Origin of the sequence: Thiospirillum jenense (assembly GCF_014145225.1) — a bacterium.
GTDB lineage: Bacteria > Pseudomonadota > Gammaproteobacteria > Chromatiales > Chromatiaceae > Thiospirillum > Thiospirillum jenense.
In genome coordinates, this window is sequence record NZ_JABVCQ010000008.1 from 95,898 (window position 1) to 113,658 (window position 17,761).

Annotated in this window: 19 protein-coding genes; 3 read left to right on the forward strand and 16 right to left on the reverse strand. The window is 48.2% G+C overall.

The features are described from left to right. Nucleotides 1-17: 17 nt before the first annotated feature. The 5 genes from HUK38_RS05350 to HUK38_RS05370 all read right to left on the reverse strand — a co-directional run bounded on the left by HUK38_RS05350 (nucleotide 18) and on the right by HUK38_RS05370 (nucleotide 5,411). Nucleotides 18-563: a pilus assembly protein PilP gene (locus HUK38_RS05350; RefSeq protein ID WP_182583272.1), complete on the reverse strand. Its 546-nt coding sequence runs from the start codon at nucleotides 561-563 to the stop codon at nucleotides 18-20. Continuing rightward, nucleotides 563-1,183 (reverse strand): type IV pilus inner membrane component PilO, encoded by a 621-nt coding sequence (locus tag HUK38_RS05355; RefSeq protein ID WP_182583217.1) that lies wholly within the window; start codon nucleotides 1,181-1,183, stop codon nucleotides 563-565. The genes HUK38_RS05350 and HUK38_RS05355 overlap by 1 nt, the downstream gene beginning before the upstream one ends. A gap of 9 nt (nucleotides 1,184-1,192) precedes the next feature. After that, entirely contained in the window at nucleotides 1,193-1,804 is a 612-nt protein-coding gene (locus HUK38_RS05360; RefSeq protein ID WP_182583218.1) for a PilN domain-containing protein, read from the reverse strand. A gap of 13 nt (nucleotides 1,805-1,817) precedes the next feature. Then, nucleotides 1,818-2,891 (reverse strand): type IV pilus assembly protein PilM, encoded by a 1,074-nt coding sequence (gene pilM, locus HUK38_RS05365; protein WP_182583219.1) that lies wholly within the window; start codon nucleotides 2,889-2,891, stop codon nucleotides 1,818-1,820. Nucleotides 2,892-3,152: 261 nt separating this feature from the next. Continuing rightward, nucleotides 3,153-5,411 (reverse strand): transporter substrate-binding domain-containing diguanylate cyclase, encoded by a 2,259-nt coding sequence (locus HUK38_RS05370; RefSeq protein WP_182583221.1) that lies wholly within the window; start codon nucleotides 5,409-5,411, stop codon nucleotides 3,153-3,155. 250 nt (nucleotides 5,412-5,661) lie between these two features. On the opposite strand from HUK38_RS05370, the gene HUK38_RS05375 reads away from it, so the two are divergent. Beyond that, complete coding sequence (locus HUK38_RS05375) at nucleotides 5,662-6,348, forward strand: Crp/Fnr family transcriptional regulator (protein WP_182583223.1); 687 nt, start codon at nucleotides 5,662-5,664, stop codon at nucleotides 6,346-6,348. Here HUK38_RS05375 and HUK38_RS05380 read toward each other — a convergent pair. After that, nucleotides 6,337-6,885, reverse strand: coding sequence for a GNAT family N-acetyltransferase (locus tag HUK38_RS05380; RefSeq protein WP_182583225.1), 549 nt, complete (start codon nucleotides 6,883-6,885; stop codon nucleotides 6,337-6,339). The genes HUK38_RS05375 and HUK38_RS05380 overlap by 12 nt on opposite strands. A gap of 57 nt (nucleotides 6,886-6,942) precedes the next feature. On the opposite strand from HUK38_RS05380, the gene HUK38_RS05385 reads away from it, so the two are divergent. Continuing rightward, nucleotides 6,943-7,962 carry a hypothetical protein gene (locus HUK38_RS05385; protein ID WP_238787478.1) on the forward strand — a complete coding sequence of 340 codons (1,020 nt, stop codon included), beginning with the start codon at nucleotides 6,943-6,945 and terminating at the stop codon, nucleotides 7,960-7,962. A 107-nt stretch (nucleotides 7,963-8,069) separates the two neighbouring features. Further along, nucleotides 8,070-8,873, forward strand: a complete 804-nt coding sequence (locus HUK38_RS05390) for a MinD/ParA family protein (RefSeq protein WP_182583229.1) — start codon at nucleotides 8,070-8,072, stop codon at nucleotides 8,871-8,873. Between the two features lie 72 nt (nucleotides 8,874-8,945). Here the strand turns inward: HUK38_RS05390 and HUK38_RS05395 are convergent, their stop codons facing one another. The 10 genes from HUK38_RS05395 to pgsA form a co-directional block, all read right to left on the reverse strand. After that, nucleotides 8,946-9,809, reverse strand: a complete 864-nt coding sequence (locus tag HUK38_RS05395) for a pseudouridine synthase (protein ID WP_182583231.1) — start codon at nucleotides 9,807-9,809, stop codon at nucleotides 8,946-8,948. Between the two features lie 21 nt (nucleotides 9,810-9,830). Next, on the reverse strand, nucleotides 9,831-10,436 hold the full coding sequence (gene scpB / locus HUK38_RS05400; protein WP_182583233.1) for an SMC-Scp complex subunit ScpB: 606 nt from the start codon (nucleotides 10,434-10,436) through the stop codon (nucleotides 9,831-9,833). After that, entirely contained in the window at nucleotides 10,403-11,221 is an 819-nt protein-coding gene (locus HUK38_RS05405; RefSeq protein WP_182583235.1) for a segregation and condensation protein A, read from the reverse strand. The genes scpB and HUK38_RS05405 overlap by 34 nt, the downstream gene beginning before the upstream one ends. A 57-nt stretch (nucleotides 11,222-11,278) precedes the next feature. Further along, nucleotides 11,279-12,493 carry a tryptophan--tRNA ligase gene (locus HUK38_RS05410; RefSeq protein WP_182583237.1) on the reverse strand — a complete coding sequence of 405 codons (1,215 nt, stop codon included), beginning with the start codon at nucleotides 12,491-12,493 and terminating at the stop codon, nucleotides 11,279-11,281. A 13-nt stretch (nucleotides 12,494-12,506) separates the two neighbouring features. Next, on the reverse strand, nucleotides 12,507-13,196 hold the full coding sequence (locus tag HUK38_RS05415; RefSeq protein WP_182583239.1) for a site-2 protease family protein: 690 nt from the start codon (nucleotides 13,194-13,196) through the stop codon (nucleotides 12,507-12,509). Nucleotides 13,197-13,343: 147 nt separating this feature from the next. Next, on the reverse strand, nucleotides 13,344-13,901 hold the full coding sequence (locus HUK38_RS05420; RefSeq protein WP_182583241.1) for a cytochrome b: 558 nt from the start codon (nucleotides 13,899-13,901) through the stop codon (nucleotides 13,344-13,346). Nucleotides 13,902-13,984: 83 nt separating this feature from the next. Then, a complete protein-coding gene (locus tag HUK38_RS05425; RefSeq protein WP_238787479.1) occupies nucleotides 13,985-14,710 on the reverse strand; it encodes a TIGR04211 family SH3 domain-containing protein in 726 nt (241 codons plus the stop codon). 11 nt (nucleotides 14,711-14,721) lie between these two features. Continuing rightward, nucleotides 14,722-15,651 (reverse strand): ornithine carbamoyltransferase, encoded by a 930-nt coding sequence (gene argF, locus HUK38_RS05430; protein WP_182583243.1) that lies wholly within the window; start codon nucleotides 15,649-15,651, stop codon nucleotides 14,722-14,724. Nucleotides 15,652-15,676: 25 nt separating this feature from the next. Further along, on the reverse strand, nucleotides 15,677-16,876 hold the full coding sequence (locus HUK38_RS05435) for an aspartate aminotransferase family protein (RefSeq protein ID WP_238787480.1): 1,200 nt from the start codon (nucleotides 16,874-16,876) through the stop codon (nucleotides 15,677-15,679). A gap of 123 nt (nucleotides 16,877-16,999) precedes the next feature. Next, a complete protein-coding gene (gene pgsA, locus HUK38_RS05440) occupies nucleotides 17,000-17,566 on the reverse strand; it encodes a CDP-diacylglycerol--glycerol-3-phosphate 3-phosphatidyltransferase (protein ID WP_182583245.1) in 567 nt (188 codons plus the stop codon). Between the last annotated feature and the right edge of the window lie 195 nt (nucleotides 17,567-17,761).

Genomic DNA, 17,761 nt, shown 5'->3' on the forward strand with positions numbered 1-17,761 from the left:
GCTCTTCTCCAGCCTTATTATTTCATCAATGCAATTGACGCTTGACGTTCACGCCATTCACCAGCCATGCCTTCAGTTTCCTTAATGACTTCGGTGAGATCAATTGCTTGCTCTTGAATACGGGTAATCCGGCCATAATTTTGACCGAGATAATTCCCAACCCGCACACGGTGCAAAATATTATCGGGCGAAACCACTAATCCCCAACGCACCGTATCCTGCTCTAATGTGCCAACCATGCGCAATGAATCGAGCGCATATTGTTCTAATGGTTCTTTACGTCGCAGTGGATCAGGTGCCAACGAACTTAAATCCGCCGAGCGCGGTTCTAATGCCTCGGCACTCTGCTCATCCATCATAAATGGATCGCGCCGTCCGACATCTTCATAAATAAAATTATCAATTTGCTTAATTGCCGGTACTGGTTCCAATGGCTGCGGTGGGCGTTGTTTAACTGCCGCAATATAGGCGCGTAATTCACCTAAACGTGCATCACCGCACCCAGTCAGGCTAACAAATAAGTATACGAATAGCCATAATTGGAATAGACGAGACAGCTTCATCACAGCGTGTTCTCTTCTAAATAACGATAGGTTTTAACGGTTGCATCCATTTGCAAAACGTGTTGTTTTGAGGTTTTATCTTTAACTACTGCCCGCCCGCTGCTGATAGGCGCGGTGGTTTTAATTATCACGTCGTGAATGGTCACGATGCGCGGCAATGCGGCTAGTCCACTAATGAATTGACCGAATTGATGATATTGACCAGTGACATTGATTTTAATTGGCAGTTCGGCATAAAATTCTTTTGCAGCTTCACCAGTGGGTTGGAATAATTGAAATTCCAACCCCGCGGCCAGTCCAGTTTGGGACACATCAATTAATAATGATGCGACCTCGGTTTTATTCGGCAACCGTTTGAGCATTGCGCCAAATGACTCGTTCATTTCTTGCAGTTGCAATTCATACGCTTCCAGCAACACTGCTTTCTTTTGTTTATTTTCAAAACTGGTGCGTAATTCTAACTCTTTTCTTTTAACGACTTCTAATGTATTAATCTGCTCACTAGTGCTAAAATGATACCAGCCATAGCCGACTGCGGCACACAAAATCACAATAAGCGTTGACTTGGCCCCAATTGGCCAGTCGCCCATGTTATTAAAGTCTAATTCATTCAAATCCATGATTGTCGCCTAGTTTTTTTGTGGACGTTTTCTATTCGTCTTTTTATTTTTACTTGGCGGGGGGGTATTAGCCGCTTCTTCAGTCAACTTCTGTCGAAAACTCATGCGGAATTGACTTAACCCAGTGCCGGTTTTGTCTTTATTTTCAATTAACAATAACTGTGGTTTTTCAATCCATTCTGATTGTTCGATATTGCGCATCAACGTTGACACTCGGGCATTCGATTGGGCGCTGCCTTCAACCTCTAAATTGCCGCCAGTTTGTTTAAGACTATCGAGAAATACGCCTTCGGGCATGACGCGAACTAATTCGTCAAATAAGCGGACAATGGTGGGGCGGCTTTCTTGCAGTTGTTGAATTATGCCCATGCGGGCTAATAAATCTTGTTTGCGTTTTTCCAGTTCTTCAATCTTTTTAATTTTCGCTTCTAGTTGTGCAATTTCTTTACTTAATAAATTATTGCGGGTCGTTTGTGCTTCAATTGCATGAGCAAACTGTATTTGCACCGCAATGCCAATCACGATAGTTGCCGCAACGGAAATGCCAATTAAAGTAACGAAATCACGCTGCCGACGTTGACGTTCAACTTCGCGCCAGGGCAGTAGGTTAATTCTGGCCATTTAATTGAACCTCTTAATTAAACCGCCGTAACGCCAGTCCGACAGCAATCATCATTGCCGGAGCGACCCGTTCTAATGCTAAACGATCAATACCAGAGGCGGTCGCCATTTCTTCAAATGGATTAGCAATTTGGACGGGAAAACCGAGGCGTTGTTGAATTAACTCGGCAAGTTGGGGAATACTAGCTGCGCCGCCTGCAATAATTAGTTTATCAGTGCGACCATAGCTGCTGGCGGAATAAAAGAATTGCAAGGCGCGACTGACTTGTTGAGCAAGTGCTTCTTTGAATGGGCCAATAACTTCGGTTTCCGTATTCGCTGGCAAGCCGCCGCGTTCTAATCCAAGTAGTGCATCGTCACGCGATAAACTATAGCGCCTTTGAATCTCTTCAATTAATTGATTGCCACCAAAATTTTGCTCGCGGGTATAAACAATTTTACCTTCACATAGCATGTGCAATGTTGTGGTCGTTGCGCCAACATCAGCGACGGCAATAATCTTTTCACCGAGGGTTTGATCGCCTTGAGTTAATTGCAAAGCACAGGCGCTTTCCATTGCATAGGTTTCAATATCAACAATTTCGGCAGTTAATCCGGCGACGTCTAGGGCGGCTACGCGATCATCCACATTTTCCCGGCGGGTGGCGGCTAATAAAACATCTACTAAATCATTCCCGGCAGCTGATGGTCCGAGAATATCGAAATCAAGATTGACTTCTTCTAATGGATAAGGAATGTATTGATCGGCTTCTATTTGAATCTGTGCTTGTAATTCAGCGTCGGATAATGCGGCAGATAAAGCAAGCGTTTTGGTAATGACTGCGGAGCCGGCGACTGCGACCGCGGCGTGTTTGGCTTTGGAGCGCGAGCGCGTGACGGCTTTGCGAATAACATTGCCAAGTGCTTCAACGTCGGCGATTTTCTTTTCGGTAACGATGGCGGGGGGCAGCGGTTCGTGGGCAAATGCCTGCACTCGGTACATCCCGGTGGAATAGCTACCCGTGCGGGCCAGTTCGACTAATTTGATTGCGGTCGAACTGATGTCAATTCCCAACAGTGGTGGTTTTTTGCGTCCAAAGCTGAACATAATTTTGAGCGCCTATGTCGGTACATGTCACAGCAATAAAATGTTAAGACTTTAGTTTTAGTTTAACCGATAACCCTATCTTAAACCAAAATATTATGGCGGTGACGGTAGAGGCTGTTTGGGAGTATAGACGATCTTATCTCGGACGTGTTGATAAACATGCCGCACTGTGTGACAGTCGCGGTGCCGTATTTTTGTTGGTATTATGCGACAGTGACTTTAGAGTGTCAGGGGCGATTTTGACCAGCGGTCAAGACTTTCCTAACCGCATGAGGTGGGCGTTGTTACCATATCTGCTTGCCAAGTGCGCATCATCACTCGATTGCGCCCGGCGTGTTTGGCGTGATACAACAGGGCATCAGCTTGTTGATAAATGCTTTCCCAATCAAGTAGTTGCAAACCAGTGCGCAGTGCGATGGGCGGTATAACGCAGAGCAAACCGATAGACAAGGTGACTACCGGCGCGGCGGCATTACCCCGATGCGGGATGGCGAGGCGTTCGGTGGCCTGCCGCAAGTCTTCGGCAAATGCCAACGCGCTGGTTTGATCGGCGGTGGTGAGTAGCACGGCGAATTCTTCTCCACCAACGCGAAACGCAAATTCACTGCCACGCCGCGTTTGCTGACACATTAACTCGCCAATACGTTTTAATACCTCGTCACCCGCGGGATGTCCATAATAATCATTATACAACTTGAAATGATCGACATCAATTAACAAGAGATATAAGTTGCGCATTTCACGCATAGCGCGGCGCCATTCGCGTTCCATCACGAATTGAAAATGGCGGCGGTTAAATAGTTGTGTTAGTTCGTCGGTGATCGTGAGCAGTTCAATACGTTCATTAGCACTGCGCAGGGCATCATTTAATTGATGTAGGCGGCGATTCCAGAGAATCATCACGATTAATAATAATACGCCAGCGGCGATATAGGGCCAGAGCCAACGATAATCTGCGGCTTGTTCATAGCGTACAGATGTCCACCGATCACGGATCGTTTTTATTTCCTCTAGGCGAATAGTTGCGACTGCTTTAGAGAGCGCTGATAATAATAACGGCATCTCTTTGCGCACCCCAATTGCTAATGCGTATTGCTCGGATAAATTACCGGTGATTTTCAGGTTAAAGATGCTATGGTGTTGGGCAGTCCAGGCAATGGTTGGTAATAAGTCAATATAACCAAAGGCATCACCTCGCGTCACGGCGCGTAATGCAGTGACGACATTTTTTGCTTCGGTGATACGCATGGCTGGATGGTGGCGGCGCATCAATTCAATAGCGGCATGACTGGAAACCATAATAAAAGATTGGTCGAGATAACGATCAAGATTGCCGTCAAATGTGCTGTCAGTATGCACGGCAACTACTAAAGGTTCAATTAACAATGGTTGAGTAAAATCTAAATATTCACTCCGTTCAGGGGTAATCGCTGCACCCGCAATGATATCGCAATGTCCGCTATAAATGGTTGTTAATGATTGCTCCCAATCGCTGGTTTTTACTAATTCTACTTGACGATTAAGGCGCTGCATGATGAGATCAACTAAATCGCTAAATATCCCTTGTGTTTGACCGCGAGCGGTGACAGCCTCGAATGGCATCCAATCAGGATCAATACATAATCGAATCGCGCCGAGCCGATTTAAAAATGCGGTTTCTTTTGCCGTGAGACTGGGTTGTGTTGCTGTTGTATCATTTAGTTTTACCGCCGACATAAACCAATCTGCTTGAATACGCACACGTTCTTCTTCACCCAATGCGTGCAGACCTTTATTAATAATACTGATGGCTTCAGGCCAGTCTTTGCGTACTCCAAACGCCAGTTCGAGCGTTTCATTTAAAGAAACGGCGAATTGTAGATAGGGGCTGCCAATCCGATTGGCGCGGTATAAGAGCGAGCCATTATCAAAGGCCGCATCAACACGACCGGTTGAGACTGCACGAATAATCTCATCGATTGAATCAAATAAAATAATATTTGAGCGGGGAAATTGGAGCGCAACTTTTTCATCAGATAAATTGCCACGATGAATTGCAATGGTGCGACCATCTAAATCGGCCCGTGTGCGAATATTTAATGGATTACCTTTAGTCACTAAAACTAATTTGTGTAGGCGAATATAAGGCTCGGAGAAATTAAGATATGCGGTGCGTTCGGGATGAATGCCGCCAGTGCTTAAACCATCAATTTCATGGAGTTTTGCCTGTTCTTGACGTTCACGCCAATCACCTGGTAATAAACGAATGTTCAATCCCGTCAAGTTTTTAATTGCGGCCAATACTTCGGCATCATAGCCTGTCACTTGACCATCATTATTCACAATGACATAGGGCTCCCACGCATCTCCTGTACCCAATGTAATGACCGGATGTTCGCGTAAAAATGCCTGTTCACGTTCGGTGAATACTACCGGTGAAAGCAGATGAATAGCACTGTTAATAATGCTATTGTCGGCAATCGCCGCCGTAAAGCAGCAACTATTGCCAAGTAATACGAACAAACAAATGAGTTTCCACATGTAATATCGCCGACGTAACAGGTTGGATTAGTAATAATGCCTAGTGATAAATAAATAAGAACGCTAATACAACAATGCCATTGACGCTGTGCGATTTTTTCATCATAAAAAAGGCACTGCTCGTTCTAATAATTCAACGTCAAACATCAACTCAGGTGCGCAGTTCATTACACGAATCACTATGGCGGGTGAAGACTGTCATTTAATTGCGTCATGCCTAGTTGCGCAAATTTTATCATCGGAGCGGTGAATGATCCAAGAGTTAGAATGTACGTTGCGTCAAGCACCGTTATTCAGTCAACTGACCCGTGCGCAATTGCAACGAGTGATACTACACGCGCATCTTATTCAGTTAAATGCTGGACAATCGCTATTTTATCAAGATGATCGCGCTGCTCATTTTTATTTTGTGGTGACGGGGCAGATCCGGTTATTTCGTTTATCGGAAGCCGGTGATGAAAAAATTATTGAATTGATTAGTGCGGGTCAAACCTTTGCCGAAGCGCTGTTATTTATGGGAACCGGCTGCTATCCGGTCGGGGCGGCGGCGCTGTTGGCAACCGAGGTATTAGCAATTGATAATGATGATTTTGCGGCGATGTTACGCGAATCAACCGATACTTGTTTTGCGTTATTAGCCACGCTGAGTCAACGTTTGCATGCGTTAATTGCTGAAATTGACAATTTAACACTGCATTCTGCCAGCAGCCGGGTGGCGTATTGGTTATTAGCGCAATTAAATGGCGATCAACAGGAGGTGACACTCGATGTCCCGAAAGCGGTATTAGCATCGCGCTTATCTATTAAACCAGAAACCTGGTCGCGTATTACGCGCCGGTTTACTGAACAGGGACTGATTACGGTGACAGGACAGCATATTCGCGTGTGCGATCCGGTTGCATTGCGACGCCTAGTGGCGCAAGATTTACCGAGTTAATTTGGGATCATCCAAGCAGTTTTCCAAATTCAACATGGGCGGCTGATTTGTATCGTACCCTAACTGATAATAAAGCCGCCGGTGGATGATGTCGGCCGACGGAACTGTCAGTAGAATTTTGCAATAACCCCGGCGCCGTGCAATGTGTTTAATGGTCGTTAATAGGCGGGTTTCAATTGCTTGTTGTTGCCCATCAGGTGAAATAATTAGACGATGAATGGCTAACGCATAGCGCGCATGATTAATTGAAAATTGCGGTAAACAGATAGCGCTACCAATTGCTTGTCCGCCGCCAAATGCTAGTAGAATTAACGCATCTGGAATGGTCAATAATGCGGGAATTAAACAGACATGCGCGGCCGGGGTTAATTCAGCCGGGCTGACGGTCGGTGGTGATGATTGCGCAGTGAGGAGCGATAATAATGCTTTACTATCGTTGGGATCATTTAGGTCAGCAGTGCGAATAATAAAAGCCATAATGATAATGACAGACTGATTGGTTAAAATAATAGCGGGCGGCACCGTTGATGTCGGCAATCCAACCCCTGATTGATGATGAACAATATTAAAGTTATTAGAGAGGACACTTGTTTGATGCGTTTGTTTAATCCATTCACAGTGTTAATATGCAGTCTGTTATTAACCACCAGTTGCGCGACCCACCCACCCGCGCCTGACAATGCCCTCCCGGATTTAACCGGATTGCCGCAAACGCTGTTGGCGGGGGCGACGCTGGAACAGGCGCGCTCGGTGGCACTGGCAAATGCGCGCACCAAAGGCTGGACGCCCGTTGACAGTCGCCCAGAGTGCGTGGTGTTGGAGCGTGAATTGGCGCGTAATTCACCGCAAGCGCAAGCCCTCGGCCCGCAGCATCAGCAATTGCCGCCGCGTATTCGGGTGGAAACGCATTTTCGCCCCCAAGCGGATGGCGTCCTAGTTGCGTTGCGGGCATTTATCATCTCCCATCCACGAGATGCCGAAATGCAACACCTTGATTACACAACAGATTATCAGGTTCCGTTGCAAGCATCACTCGCCGCGCTCCAGCAGGAGTGGCAAACTGGCGCTCGTCCACCGGTGATGCCGCCCACCTCCACGGCCGCACCTGACCCCTCACCTGCCGAGCGCCCACACGCCGACGTTCAACTGACGCCGCCGGTGACGCCACCCCGTCAACCTACCGCCGCGCCGCCAGTGGTCAATCGCCCGTCGCCGCCACCCAATCCTGCGCCAGCAGTGGCGAAACCAGCCAGTCCCGCGCCTGCGCACACGGTGCCCGCATTGCCACCACCAGAGCGCCGCCCACCCGTCCCAGTCACGGCACTCCCCCCCCCAGCGGCACCATTGCCGACCTCGGGTTTAATACCCACCCCCGCGCCAATAACCAATTCAGTGAATGAAACCAATCCCATGCTGGCGCTTAATCAAAATCAACCGGGATTATGGGCGTATTATGCAGAACAATATGCGCGTACGCATGGGTGTACATTAACTGATAATGGCGCCATGTTACGCGAAAAAACCATTAGCTATGAATTACACACCGTACCTTGCGCTGATGGCCGGGCGTTTTTATTAAAATGCCAAGGGGGCGTTTGCCAAATGGCGCAATAAATCAGACAGCGTGTACTTAATAATTGCTGTCAAACTATTTAATTCGACTGGTTTAATGCAGACTTGACAGCAGCACCTGTCATATTTCATTCAACACATGAGCAAGTATGCGTATTCTCTGTATCACCTCCGGCAAGGGCGGCGTCGGCAAAACGACCATGGCAATCAATTTAGGTATTGCAATTGCCAATGCCGGACGGCGTGTATTATTAATGGATGGTGATTTAGGTCTGGCCAATCTCAATGTTTTATTAGGAATTGTGCCAAAATTAACCATTCACGATGTCGTGCATGGCCGCAAAACGCTGCCGCAAATTATTATCTCAACACCATACGGCGTTGATTTAATTGCAGGCGGCAGCGGTATGGCGGAATTGGCCGATTTAACTGCGATGGAACGGCAACGAGTCATGCGCGGTTTAGAACTACTCGACGGCTACGATTTTTTAATGATTGACACTGGCGCCGGCATTGGCGAAAACATTGTTCGTTTTATTCTCGCGTCAGATGAAACGGTCATTGTCACCACCCCACATCCAACGTCATTAACTGATGCCTACGGTGTGATTAAAACCATCCTGTCACAACAGCCAAGCACCCAACTCAAGTTATTAGTCAATTGCGTGAATACCCCCGCCGATGCCCAGCGCGTGGCGGCCAGTTTATCGCGGGTGACTGATACGTTTATGCACAGTACCCTCGAATGTATTGGTTATGTGCCGGTGGATATGCGAATTGAAAAAAGTATTTTAATGCAAAAGCCGCATTTAATCCTTAACCCGAATGCACCCAGCGCTAAACTCATTCACGAAATCGCCCATCGTTTATTAACAAGTGCGCCACTTACTCAGGACAAACATGCCAATAAAATAGAGTTTTTTTTGAAAAAACTGGTTGGCTGTTCCACTTAGACTGGCGGCGGTGCGGCGGAATGAACTACATTAGTGTTATATTCAAAGGCCGCGGCGAATGATGCTATAAAACTAGGATTTATGCGGGCGCATCTTAATTGGAAAGCCCGCCAGCGTTAATAACCCAACGTATTCCTCATCTGTCAATTCGCGCCATTGACCAGGCAAAGGGCGAGCGCCCAAAATGACATTACCAAACCGAATGCGTTTTAAGCGACTGACGCGGCAATTCACTGCCTCCCATAATCGCCGCACTTCATGATTACGCCCCTCGCGTAATACAACGTGAAACCATTGATTACTCCGTTCACCGCCCGCGAATTGAATAGCGGTAAATCGCGCCACGCCATCATCAAGCGCCACGCCGTCGCGCAACCGTTGTAACATTTCATCCGTCACCGCCCCCTGCACCCGCACCGCGTACTCGCGCTCCACCGCCCGCTGCGGATGTGCCAGCGCGTGCGCCAGCGCCCCATCATTAGTGACCAATAACAGCCCCGCAGTGTTAATGTCTAACCGCCCCACCGTGATCCAACGCCCGTCGCGTAAACCAGGTAAGTGCTTGAAAATCGTCGGTCTTTCCTCGGGATCCCGCCGCGTCACCACCTCACCTTCCGGTTTATGTAACAGCAACACCTGCAACTGATGCGGGCGCGTCGCCGAGCGCTGCCGCACCGCTTTGCCGTCCACCAAGACACGATCGGTTGCCGCCACCCGATCACCAAGCTGCGCCGTCCGCCCATTCACGCGCACTCGGCCGGCACGAATCCACTCCTCTAACGCCCGCCGCGATCCTAACCCCGCGTCAGCTAAGGCTTTTTGCAAACGCACCGGCGGCGCGGCACTGGTTGGTGATGCCGCAGCGCGAGCGGTTTTAATCGCTTGCGCATGATGTGGGCGGGGTGATTTATGAATAAAACGACGGTGGTCAGACATGATTAATTGTAATTGATCCGATTATAAATTGGGATCAGTTTCATCAATAAAAACGGGCGGGTTATTCGCAAGTGGCTCACTTAATTGCGGTAACGGTGGCAACGCATCTAATGATGATAAACCGAAATATTCTAAAAAGGTTTTGGTCGTGGCATATAATGATGGCCGCCCGGGTGTCTCACGCTGACCAACGACGTGAATCCAGTCCCGCTCCATTAGGGTTTTAATCATTTGCGTTGTCACCGTCACACCGCGCACCGCTTCAATGTCACTGCGTGTAATCGGCTGGCGATAGGCAATAAGCGCCAATGTTTCTAATAACGCCCGCGAATAACGCACGGGTTTTTCTTCCCACAATTGCGCAATGAACGGCGCAAATTCTTGGCGAATTTGAATACGATAACCACCCGCAACGGCAATTAACTCAATGCTGCGATTGGCGTAATCAGTACGCAACGCCGCTAATGCTGCATTCACATCGGTACGATGCGGACGTTGCTCATCCGAATAGAGCGCCTGCAATTGTTCAATGGTAAGTGTTTCACCGCTGGCCAGCAGCGCTGCTTCAATCACTTGTTTTAATAATGGCGTGGTCACATGATTAAATGATTTGCTGACGGTTGACATAAACGGATTTGTAATGGCGCGAAAGGTTCAGCTTGAATACAGTCTAAAAGTGCCGCCCGCATCAATTCCAAAACGGCTAATAACGTAATGACCACGCCCGCTCGCCCTTCGTGTAATGTGAGTAAATCGTAAAAAGAAACGGAATTGATTGTCTGTAAATGCGCCATAATTACGGTCATACGGTCGCGTTGAGATAATGGCTCTTGTATCACTTGATGTGCCGTGAACTGTTGAGCGCGTTTTAATACCTGCTGCAATGCGTTTAATACGTCAGTTAATGCAACGGGCGGGGGCGGGCGGCGTGGTAAATACATTGGCGGTGCAATACACACGGCAAATACATCACGCCCCAATTGCGGCAATTGATCGAGCGCGACCGCGGCCTGTTTGATTTGTTCGTATTCTAATAAACGCTGAATTAACGTCGCCTGTAAATCGGGTTCATCGCTATCAACTGGATTATCATTCGGCAATAATAACCGCGATTTGATTTCGCATAATAACGCCGCCATCACCAAATATTCCGCCGCCAATTCCAGTTTGAGCGCCTGCATCAATTCAATATAAACCAAATACTGGCGCGTGATTTCAGTCAGCGGAATTGCCAGAATATCTAAATGCTGCCGCCGAATAAGATACAACAATAAATCCAGCGGCCCTTCAAAAGTTTCTAAAATGATTTCCAGCGCATCGGGTGGAATGTATAAATCCATTGGCAATTCATGCAGCGGTTGACCATGCACCATTGCGAATGGCGGCGTTTGTTCAGCAGCGACGGTTGTCATTGCGTTAGTTTATTCATCAGTCATTAGTTAGGTGAAATAACACGGTGCAATTTTAATTCACGCTAATGCCATCGCGTGGCGCACTTCAATCATGGTTTCCTGTGCCACTTGTCGCGCCCGTTCACAGCCTTCATTCACAATTGCCTGCACCAATTCGGGTTGTTGTTCTAATGCCTGCGCCTGTGCTTGAATCGGTGCTAATTCAGCGCAAATCGCCGTAATAATCGGTTGTTTGCATTCCAAACAGCCAATACCCGCCGATTGACAGCCCTGTTTTACCCAGTTTTTAATGTCATCATTGGAATAGACTTGATGCAATTGCCACACCGGACAAGCAGCGGGATCACCCGGATCAGTGCGGCGAATACGGCGCGGATCAGTCGGCATGGTGCGCAATTTCTTTTCAATTGCCGCCGGTGTTTCACGCAAACCAATCGTATTGCCATAAGATTTAGACATCTTTTGACCATCTAACCCCGGCATTTTTGATGCCTGAGTTAATAGCGGCTGCGGTTCGGGTAAAATCACGCGACCACCGCCTTCTAAATAACCGAGCAGACGTTCTTTATCCGTTGGCGTTAAATTGACCTGCTGATCTAATAATGAACGCGCCGTGACCAATGCTTCTTGATCGCCCTGTTCTTGATAAGCGCGGCGCAACCGATCCAATAACGCCGCGTCCTTTTTATTCATTTGATGTTTGGCAGTGTCAGCTTTGATTTCAAAATCCGGCTCACGGCCATAAATATGATTAAACCGCCGTGCAATTTCACGGGTCATTTCCACATGCGCTACTTGATCTTCACCGACGGGGACTAATCCAGCGCGGTAAATTAAAATGTCGGCGCTTTGCAATAATGGATAACCAAGAAATCCATAGGTCGCCAAGTCTTTTTCTTTTAATTTTTCTTGCTGATCTTTATAGGTTGGGACGCGCTCTAGCCAACCCAGCGGTGTAATCATTGATAATAATAAATGCAATTCCGCATGTTCTGGTACGCGGGATTGAATAAATAAAGTTGCCGATTTGGCATCAATGCCCGCCGCTAACCAATCAATCACCATATCCCAGGTATTTTTCGGAATGGCGGTTGGATTATCATAATCCGTTGTTAAAGCGTGCCAATCAGCGGCAAAAAAGAAGCATTGATAATTATGCTGTAATGCGAGCCAATTTTTCAATACGCCATGATAATGACCTAAATGGAGTTGTCCAGTCGGTCGCATACCAGATAAGACGCGGGGCGCTTGTGCAATTGAAGGTGTTGTCACGTTGTCTTAACCTTTAAAAGGGAAATAATTCTCGAACAATAGCGTTGCCCGGTATCATTGCCAATAATAGCGCAACGCTGGGTTGTAAAACTTTTTCTAATATGCCCGTAAATAATAAAACTAATAAAATAATTAAGCCGAACGGTTCTAAACGACTAAACACTCGTGAGAGTGGACGCGGTAATAAAGCATTAATCACGCGGCCGCCGTCCAGTGGTAGGAGTGGAAATAAATTGAGTGCCAATAGTACTAAATTGATTAATACGCCGGCGGCGGCCATTGAAATTAGCACAGCGGCGCTTGCTGAATTGGGCGCAAATTTTAGGATATGAATAGCGATTAAAATGACCAGCCCCCACAGAAATGCCATCAATAAGTTTGCACCCGGACCGGCAAGCGCCACGAATGCCATATCCCGACGTGGATGGCGGAGTTGATGCCAATTCACTGGCACAGGCTTGGCCCAGCCAAATAACAGCGAACTGCCACTTAGTGCAACAGATAATGCAAAAATCGTTATTGGAACTAATAAAGTTCCGACTAAATCAATATGTTTTAGCGGATTAAAGGTGACGCGCCCTAAGCGATAGGCGGTGTCATCACCCAATTGACGCGCCATAAAACCATGCGCGGCTTCATGCACGGTAATTGCTAATAACACCGGTAGCGCCAATACGGCAAGTTGTTGAAAAATTGCGTTCATTTTATGATGCAGTGCGACCGAACAATGATGAAAATCGTGCGTGCTATGATGTGATTGATGCAATTAGAAAATAAAATACCCCGCTATTGAAAGTGCGGGGTATGGTGAGTTGCTATTTATCTTCTGGTGGGCATTTTTATAATGCGATCACCGCCCCCAGGGCAGCATCCGTTCTAATGCGCCATCGCGCAATATGTACTGATGCCAAATAGCGGCGGCAACGTGCAGGATCAATAATGTCATTAAACCAATCACCATGACATCGCCATGCAACACTTCCATCACTTCATGTAGCCAACGAATGTCGCCCGTGATCGAGGGAATTGAAACGCCAAAAAATTGCGCGTCAAATCCTTTGGTTGCAATACGCAAATAACCAAAAATTGGAATAAACAAGGTGGCGAGGTTGAGTAAAACATGGGCAATCCGTGCTGCTGCGAGTGACCATTGAGGGGCGGATGAAATGGGCGCAGGGGGCGGTGTAACACGCGCCCAGGCAATGCGCGCTATGGTAATGAAAAATAATAGGATGCCAACCGACATGTGTAAGCCTAGATACATCATGTATGCTTCTTCGCCTTTCGGGGCGGATTCACGCAGCGCATTGGTGACTAATAAACCGACAATTAAAACGACCACGAGCCAATGAAAACTTTGCGCAACTATGCCATAGCGCGTGCTGAGTTGGGTGTCATCAGTGGACATTAAATTTCACTCCTGAGTTGATGGGGGTGGATTGGAAGTGTGCGAAATGATGATGGACGTTATTTGATTAAAATAGATCAAATCTAAAAATTACTCCACGAATTAGCACGGCGGCGCAGGCGCAGATAAGGCAACATTAGCCCTAATACAACGCCACCACCAGCCACCGTTGCACCAATTAAAAACCAGCGTTGTTGGTCACGATTACGCAATACAAGATTTTCCTGTTCTAATTCCCCAACTTTGCCAGTTAATAGGGCAATATTTTCCTGCAAAGAGGCGCGCTCTTGCGTGATGTCCACAACATTTGCAGCCGCCCGCTGGATTTCAATTAACTCACGGTCGAGTTGTTCTTTACGCCGCAGCGTTTTTTCATAAGCCGTTTTTAATGCGGCATGTTCAATTTCCAGTTTGCTGAGTTTCGCGGCTAATTGACCGGGTTCTTGTTGCAATTCATTTAAGCGGGTTTGAATAGCCGTCAAGCGTTCCCGCGCTGCGGGTTCTTCTTGCAAATAACGCGACAGAATAAAACCAATCGTATTATCACTCAAACGTACCTGGGTATAGCCATTATCTTTATCTTCAGCAATCACTTCGACTTCAGTACCACTTGGTAACATCCGCATAATGCGGTGACGAGTACTGGCGCCGCTGCGTAAATGAAATTCGCCTAAATCAGTGACATACGCGGTATCAGCAATTGCCAATGAACTTTGCATGAAACATGCGAAGATAACGGCGAATAATCCAGCGCGAAATGCTGAAAAAAAGATCGTAGTCAGCGGTGGGGTAGGAGAATGAATACGCATATTAACTGGAATTAACAAATGGACGCCGTGACGAGTAAATATTCTAATAACGCCTTTTGGGCGTGAAGCCGATTTTCTGCTTCATCCCACACCACTGACTGCGGGCCATCAATCACGCTGGCTGAGACTTCTTCACCACGATGGGCGGGTAAACAGTGCATAAATAACGCATCGGATTTGGCGTGTGCCATGATGTCATCATTGACGCAATAATTGGCAAATGCAATACACCGCCGTTCAGCGTCGGCTTCTTGACCCATGCTGGCCCAAACGTCGGTGATAATTAAATCGGCATTGGTGGCGGCTTGATTGGGATCGCGCATGAGCGTGTAATGACCGGCGGCGCGGTTTAATACATCAGCGGCGGGTTCAAAACCATCAGGACAGGCGATTTTGAGATGAAAATCGAATAATTGGGCGGCGTTTAAATACGAATTGCACATGTTATTGCCATCGCCAATGTACGCGACCGTGCAACCAGTAATAGTACCGCGTTGTTCATAATAGGTTTGAATATCGGCCAGAACTTGGCAGGGATGAAACCGATCAGTTAACCCATTAATCACAGGGACGCTGGAATGCTGGGCGAATAATTCGACCGTGTCATGTTCAAAGGTGCGAATCATAATGGCGTCCACCATGCGCGATAAAACCCGCGCCGTGTCGGGAATGGGTTCGCCGCGGCCCAATTGCGTATCACGCGGAGATAAAAACAGCGCATGTCCGCCCAATTGCACCATGCCAACTTCAAATGAAACGCGGGTGCGGGTGGAGGATTTCTCAAAAATCATGCCCAAGGTGCGTTGTTTTAATGGCGTATGAATCACGCCCGCTCGCTGCCACTGTTTTAATTCAATTGCCCGTTGAATTAACTGCTGCGCGGCGTCTGGCGTCAAATCAAGTAGGGTTAAAAAATGGGACGGGTGGGACTGTGTCTCCATTGCGGTGCAACTTCCAGTGGCGAGTTTAATGCGAGGGATTAAGAAAAGCACGGATGAGTTGGGTTAATTGCTCAACTAACTGTGCGATCTGCGCCGGGGTGATAATTAACGGCGGTAATAACCGAATGACGCGCCCGGCGGTGACGTTAATTAATAATCCCGCGTCGAGTGCCTGTTTAACTAATACGCCGCAGTCACGATCTAATTCAATACCCACCATTAATCCCCGCCCGCGAATGGCGACAACACCAGCCACGTCATTTAATTGGGCGCGCAAGTCGTTAAATAATTGAGCGCCTAATTCACCTGCCCGCGTGGCCAGTTGTTGATTGGTTAATGTGTCTAATACCGCTAATGCAGCGCAACAGGCGAGTGGATTACCGCCAAAGGTTGAGCCATGATTGCCGGGGGCAAAGACTTCTGCCGCCGCCCCGCGTGCTAAACAAGCGCCAATTGGCACGCCATTAGCTAATCCTTTGGCGAGGGTCATTACGTCGGGTTGAATCGCGCTGTGTTGATGAGCGAATAATTGACCGGTGCGCCCCATGCCGGTTTGAATTTCATCCAACATTAATAACCAATGGTGCTGGTCGCAGTATTGACGCAATTGCACGAGGTAATCATCAGCCGGGACAATAACGCCGCCTTCGCCTTGAATTGGTTCAACTAATACGGCGACAATAGAGGGGCAATTCGCGGCGACCATTTCAATTGCCGCAATGTCGTTATACGGTACGCGCACGAAGCCCTGCACCAGCGGTTCAAAACCGGCTTGGGTTTTGCGGTTGCCGGTGGCGGTCAAGGTGGCGAGGGTGCGGCCGTGAAAACTGCCTTCCGTGACCAAAATGGTCGGCTGGGTAATGCCGCGCCGGTGGGCGTACAACCGCGCCAGCTTGATGGCGGCTTCATTGGCTTCGGCGCCGGAATTGGCAAAAAATACGCGCTCCATGCCCGCCAATGCCGTCAAACGCTCGGCCAATTGTTCCTGCGCGGCGATGCGGTACAGATTGGAGGTGTGCAGCAATTTGCCCGCCTGCGCACACAGCGCCTGCGTGACTGCGGGGTGGGCGTGACCTAAGCCGCAGACGGCGATGCCCGACAGTGCGTCCAAATACTGCCGCCCCATGTTATCCCATAACCAAACGCCGTCGCCGCGCTCGAAGGTCACGGGGAGTCTGGCGTAGGTGGACATCAAATAATGCTCGCCCATTTCTGCCCTCGTCATGTGCAAATGCGCACTAGAAAATAAAGAAGGCGGTTTTATTCAGGTTTGAAAAAACCGCCTCGCGGGTGATTACTATAGCAGTGACATTGGCATAGAAACAACTTGCGACAACCCAAGCGCGCATTACGGCGGCGGGGGTTGACCAGTCAAACTTGGCCACGCGGCGCGCAAATACTGCACCATTGACCACAGGGTTAAGCCCGCGGCTAGGTACAGTAACACCAATGCAATGTTGGCAATCGGTAAACCAAATAGCGGCTCGCGCAGAATTAACAGCGCAATCGCAATCATTTGCAGCGTGGTTTTCCATTTGCCCGCCGCCGAGACTGCCACCTGTGTCCGCGCCCCGATTTCAGCCATCCACTCGCGCAATGCGGACACCGTGATTTCACGCCCGATAATCACCGCGGCCGGTAATGCCAACCAGGGCGTCGGGTCGGCTTGCACTAATAACACCAGCGCCACTGCGACGATTAATTTATCCGCCACCGGGTCAAGAAATGCGCCCAATGAGGTGGTTTGATGCCAGCGCCGCGCTAAATAACCATCCAGCCAGTCGGTAATGGCGGCGGTAATAAAAATCCCCAAACAAATCAGGCGCGTCCCGTTCATTGGTAAATAAAACACAATGACGAACACGGGAATTAACCCAATGCGTAAAAAGGTAAGCAAATTAGGGATGTTATTCAACATCTACTCGCAGGTCTCTTCATGTCCAATCCGCCACACGCGGGGTTGCATCATTATTTAATGCTGGCGTGGTGGCGACCAGTTGATGCACAAAAGTCATTAAACGTTGCACCAGTTCAATCCGTTTTGTTTAATCCCGTTGTCATGGTTGTTATCCAATGAAACAACGGGGGATTTAATCAATCTCACCGGCAC